Raw genomic sequence first — 5,078 nt, forward strand, 5'->3', positions numbered from 1 at the left:
GTTTAGCAGCAGCAGAAGCAACTGCTAAATCTTGTAAACCAACCCCCGTACCATCGAACAAGGTAATCTCATCATCTGAGCTGCGACCTGGATGCTCACCGTTAATGACGTCACCAAGCGTAGTGATATCACTTTCTTTGATAGCACTAGACTTAATAGCATGCTGAGCTTCACCGAGGCTAATCGATTGAGCGATTTCATCAGTAAAGACAGTAGCAGCGGATATCAAGTTGACATCAACTTCTTGTTTTCCAACAGTATCAGTACCCATACAAGCGATATGTGTACCGGGTTTGATCCACTCTTTCATAAGCAGCGGCTCAAACGCTGAAGTGATGGTAATGATTACATCGGCCTCGCTACATAATTGCTCGCGCTCAACAGATTCAAACGGTACGCCTAGTTCTTCAGCGACTGCTTGTAGGTTTTTAAGACGGTCTTTATTGTTGTTCCAAGCAACTACTTTTTCAAAGTTGCGTTGCTCAAGAGCGGCTCGCAGCTGAAAAGTAGACTGATGACCAGCACCGACCATGCCAAGCACTTTGCTGTCTTTACGTGCTAGATGGGCAATCGATACTGCTGATGCCGCGGCGGTACGTACCGCTGTTAGGTAGTTACCACCGACGAGCGCACGCAATTTACCATTATCTGGATTGAATAAGAAAATCGTTGACTGATGATTGGTCAAGCCCTTGTCAGCATTACCCGGCCAGTAACCTCCTGATTTTAGACCTAGGGATTTACCAGCGCGATCAAAACCTGATTTGAAGCCATATAGCGCATCAGCATAGCCAATTGCTTCACGGATGACAGGGAAGTTATACGCGTCGCCTCGTGACATTGACGCAAAAACATTTTCAACTGCGGTAAAGGCAGAAGGGCGATCAATCACTGATTTGCAAGCGTCTTCTGATACGATCAATAACCCTTCGTCACTATGAACACTATTTGCTTCACTCATGATAAATTCCTTTTTATTATAAGTTCATTAAATAAAAGAGACCGTTGCAGGCTAAAACTACAACAACCCCTTTGAACTAAACTGATAAAATGATACTAATTTAGCTGATAGGTCTTAGTACATTCTACCGCGTGCAGATACTGGCCATACGGTTTCAACTTTACCGTTACGCACACCAACATAAAAATCATGAACGTTACAAGTGGGATCACAATGACCTGGTACCAGTTTTAGTTTTTCATTAATTTTCAGCACGCCATTTGGATCGCTTACTACGCCATGCTCATCTGAACATTTAACATATTCAACATCGTCGCGACCATAGATAAAGGGCAGGCCACTATCAACTGACTGAGCTTTTAGACCTGCATCAACAATGGCTTTGTCAGGTTTTGCATGGCTCATAACGGAGGTTAGGATAAATAACGCATTTTCCCACTCACCAGCGTCAATACGGTTACCGTCTTCATCTAAGATACGACCGTAGTCGGCATCCATAAACGCGTAAGACCCGCACTGTAATTCGTTAAAAACCCCTGAATTACTTTCAAAGTAGTAACTACCTGTACCGCCACCAGAGATAAATTCTGGTTTTAGTCCGATTTCAGTTAATGCATCAATGGCTTCTTGTACTTGATCGATAGCAGCTTGGGTCTTAGCTTTACGATCGCTATAGCTGTCCATGTGCTGCATCGCACCTTGATAGGCTTGAATGCCAGTGAATTTTATATTTTCAGCCGCATCAATCGCTTTAGCAATCTCTATCACTGCTTCTGTCGTCGTGACACCGCAACGTCCTGCACCGCAGTCGATTTCGATGTAGCAGTTAAGCTCGGTGCCTGCTTTGGTTGCAGCAGCTGATAGCTCAGCAACGTTGTCGACATCATCGACACAAACGGTTATTTTTGAGCCCATTTTAGGCAAATTGGCTAAGCGCTCAATCTTGGCTGGATCGCGCACTTGGTTTGAGACCAATACGTCTTTAATACCGCCACGTACGAATACTTCTGCTTCAGAAACTTTTTGACAGCAAACACCAATAGCGCCGCCAATATCTTCTTGTAGCTCTTGGACATCAACCGATTTGTGCATTTTTCCGTGGCTACGGTGACGCATATTATGGTCTTTAGCGTAATCGCCCATTTTTTTGATATTGCGCTCAAGAGCGTCTAGATCTAATATCAAGCAAGGGGTTTGGATATCTGCCTCATCCATACCAACTTTAGCAGGGACGTTAAAACCAACTTCTAATTCTTCAGTAATCATGTTCAAGCTCCATTTGTTTTCATTGATTATATTTACGTAGTTACGGACAATTAATTCCAAGGCAACTTATCAAGATCGACGTTACCACCCGTGATGATGACACCAACCTTTTTACCTACAAAGACGTCTTTGTTCTTTAAGATAACAGCGAGCGGCACGGCACAGCTGGGCTCAATAACGATTTTCATATGTGTCCATATAAGCTTCATCGCTTCAATGATTTCTTGTTCAGTGGCAGTTAAAATATCAGTCACGTAATTGCTGACAAAATGCCAAGTCAAATCTTTAAGCGGTACTTTTAAGCCATCCGCAATAGTATCTGGTGCATCATCAGCGATAATGTGACCGGCTTTAAGTGAGCGCGCGGCATCATCAGCGTTTACCGGCTCTGCCGCATAAATTTTGACATCAGGTGCTAGGTTCGATAGCGTCAAGCAAGTACCTGAAATCATGCCGCCACCACCGATTGGTGCGACTACCATGTCAGGTTTTTGTCCCATCTCTTCCATTTGCTCTAAAAACTCACGTGAGCAGGTTGCTTGTCCAGCGATGACACGTGGGTCGTTGTATGGATGGACAAAATCACCGCCTGTTTCTGCTTGAACTTTGGCAAATACTTCTTCACGTGAAGTGGTTGATGGCTCGCATTCAGTAATGATGCCGCCATAGCCACGTACTGCCGCCTTTTTAGCTTCTGGTGCAGTATATGGCATGACTACATTACAGGGTATGCCGCGCCGACCAGCCGCATAAGATAAAGATAACGCATGGTTACCTGAGCTGTGTGTGCAGACGCCATTTTTTGCTGTTTCATCGGACAAGCCAAACACTGCGTTTGATGCGCCGCGTACTTTAAAAGCACCTGCCTTTTGAAAGTTCTCACACTTAAAGAACATCTCACAGCCTGCCATTTCATTTAAAAACCGCGAGGTTAAAACTGGTGTGCGATGGATATAAGGTTTGATACGCTCATGCGCCTCTACCATATCTTCAAGGGTTGGAATCACTAATCCATCATCGTTTGTTATCATAAAAAATATTCCTTTATTTTTCTGTTTAATCGCCTTTATTTAGTTGTTGCGATAATACTCTTGCGCAGCAGCGACGCCTTGACCCAGTTTAATAGGGTAATCTAGGTCAACCATCGCCATCTCAATAGTGGCAAGCCCTGCTAGTACCATGACTTCGGTCAATGAACCCAAATGTCCTATTCTAAAAGCTTTACCATGCATCTCACCTAAACCGATACCGAAAGATATGCCATATTTATTAAACGCATGATCGGTCAGCTCGTTACTGTCAAAGCCTTCGGGAACATATATTGCGCTAACAGTTTCAGAATATAAGTCAGGAGATGCTGCACATAGCTTAAAGCCCCAAGCGCTTACCGCTTGTCGTACGCCTTCGGCCAAGCGGTGATGACGCGCATAGACATTCTCAAGGCCTTCTTCAAAAAGCATATCGAGGCTTGCTCTCATACCATAAATTAGATTGAGTGGGGGCGTATAAGGAAAGCCACCGTTGGCGTTTGCTTTTAACATATCGCGAAAGTCAAAATAAGTACGGGGCAGTTTAGCCTCATCCATATGACTCAAGGCTTTTTGACTGACGCCTAATATAGCCATGCCAGTTGCGAGCATAAAGCCTTTTTGTGAGCCAGCGACAGCAATGTCTACGCCCCAATCATCCATCTCAAAAGGAACAGAGGCGATTGAGCTGACGCCATCGACGAATAATAAAGCGGGGTGGTCACTGCTATCCATGGCTTTGCGAACGGCGCCAATGTCACTTAAGACACCTGTCGCTGTTTCATTGTGCGTGACCATTACGGCTTTTATTTCGTGCGCTGTGTCTTCGCTCAAAATTGCTTGGAATTGATCAGCGGGAGCGCCCGTACCCCAAGCGCATTCAACGATTTGCACATCAAGGCCGTGACGCTGACACATATCAATCCAGCGATGAGAGAACATACCGTAGCGTGCAATCAGAACTTTATCACCAGGCGATAAAGTATTGCTAATAGCGGCTTCCCAGCCGCCCGTACCACTAGAGGTAAACAGGATGATTTCACCATCTTGCGTACCAAATACTTTTTTACAGTCGGCAAGTACCGGTAAGAAAGTGTCTGAAAAATCAGGCGCACGGTGATCTTGCGTCGGCACGTTCATCGCACGACGTAATCTGTCAGGAATATTGGTAGGACCAGGAATAAAAATTGGGTTTTGTAATGACATAATTTACATCCTTGTAATTGCATATAGAGGGGGGGCAACAGGTGTATAATCAGGATTCATACGAATTTAATGCAAGAGTCTTCCTGACTCATACAGTTTGGTTTGTTTTTTTTAGATTTAAAAAATTAACCATGTCAAAGAAAGGAGTTGCAGGTGATCGGTCACTTTACTACTTACTGCGTTCTTTTTATGGTGTTCTTGCGGTAACGATTTGTACGAAGGATAAACTAAGAGGTCTTGGTTGAAAAAGTGTAGAAACTTATCAACTGATCAAAATATAGCATCAAAAGTAAGTTGTAACAAGGTGTTTTTACATAACCTTTGTGCTAGACTTCTCACAATTATTACAATGACTATTTTGCTTCAAGAGCCAACATTAGGCTCTATGCTGATAAGCTTACTTTGATAGATTTTGTTGTACCAATCGAATAACGATTGCATCACGGTTCCTAATTGCTGACCCGTTACACTCAAATTAGCGTTATTATCTACTATCTTTTGGGCAATGTCTGCTTTAAATTTTGTACGATATAAACTGCTCATTGATTAGAGAGTCTACCAAGTTTATCTTTACAGTGCTTTTAGCAAAACTCAGCTTTTAACTTAATAATAACTGT

At 43.4% G+C, this 5,078-nt stretch carries 4 protein-coding genes; all 4 read right to left on the minus strand.

The genetic code is table 11. The features are described 5' to 3' along the window. Positions 1-961, minus strand: a 961-nt coding sequence (bhcD, locus tag PENNN9_RS04415; RefSeq protein ID WP_058368523.1) for an iminosuccinate reductase BhcD, incomplete at its 3' end; no start/stop codon positions are given. A gap of 114 nt (positions 962-1,075) precedes the next feature. Beyond that, the gene (gene bhcC / locus PENNN9_RS04420) at positions 1,076-2,227 is read right to left on the minus strand and encodes a 3-hydroxy-D-aspartate aldolase BhcC (protein ID WP_058368524.1); all 1,152 of its coding nucleotides are present in this window, start codon (positions 2,225-2,227) and stop codon (positions 1,076-1,078) included. 50 nt (positions 2,228-2,277) lie between these two features. Beyond that, a complete protein-coding gene (gene bhcB / locus PENNN9_RS04425) occupies positions 2,278-3,258 on the minus strand; it encodes a beta-hydroxyaspartate dehydratase BhcB (RefSeq protein WP_058368525.1) in 981 nt (326 codons plus the stop codon). Between the two features lie 39 nt (positions 3,259-3,297). Next, on the minus strand, positions 3,298-4,461 hold the full coding sequence (bhcA, locus tag PENNN9_RS04430; RefSeq protein WP_058368526.1) for an L-aspartate--glyoxylate aminotransferase BhcA: 1,164 nt from the start codon (positions 4,459-4,461) through the stop codon (positions 3,298-3,300). Positions 4,462-5,078 lie beyond the last annotated feature (617 nt).

Origin of the sequence: Psychrobacter sp. ENNN9_III, assembly GCF_001462175.1 — a bacterium.
GTDB lineage: Bacteria > Pseudomonadota > Gammaproteobacteria > Pseudomonadales > Moraxellaceae > Psychrobacter.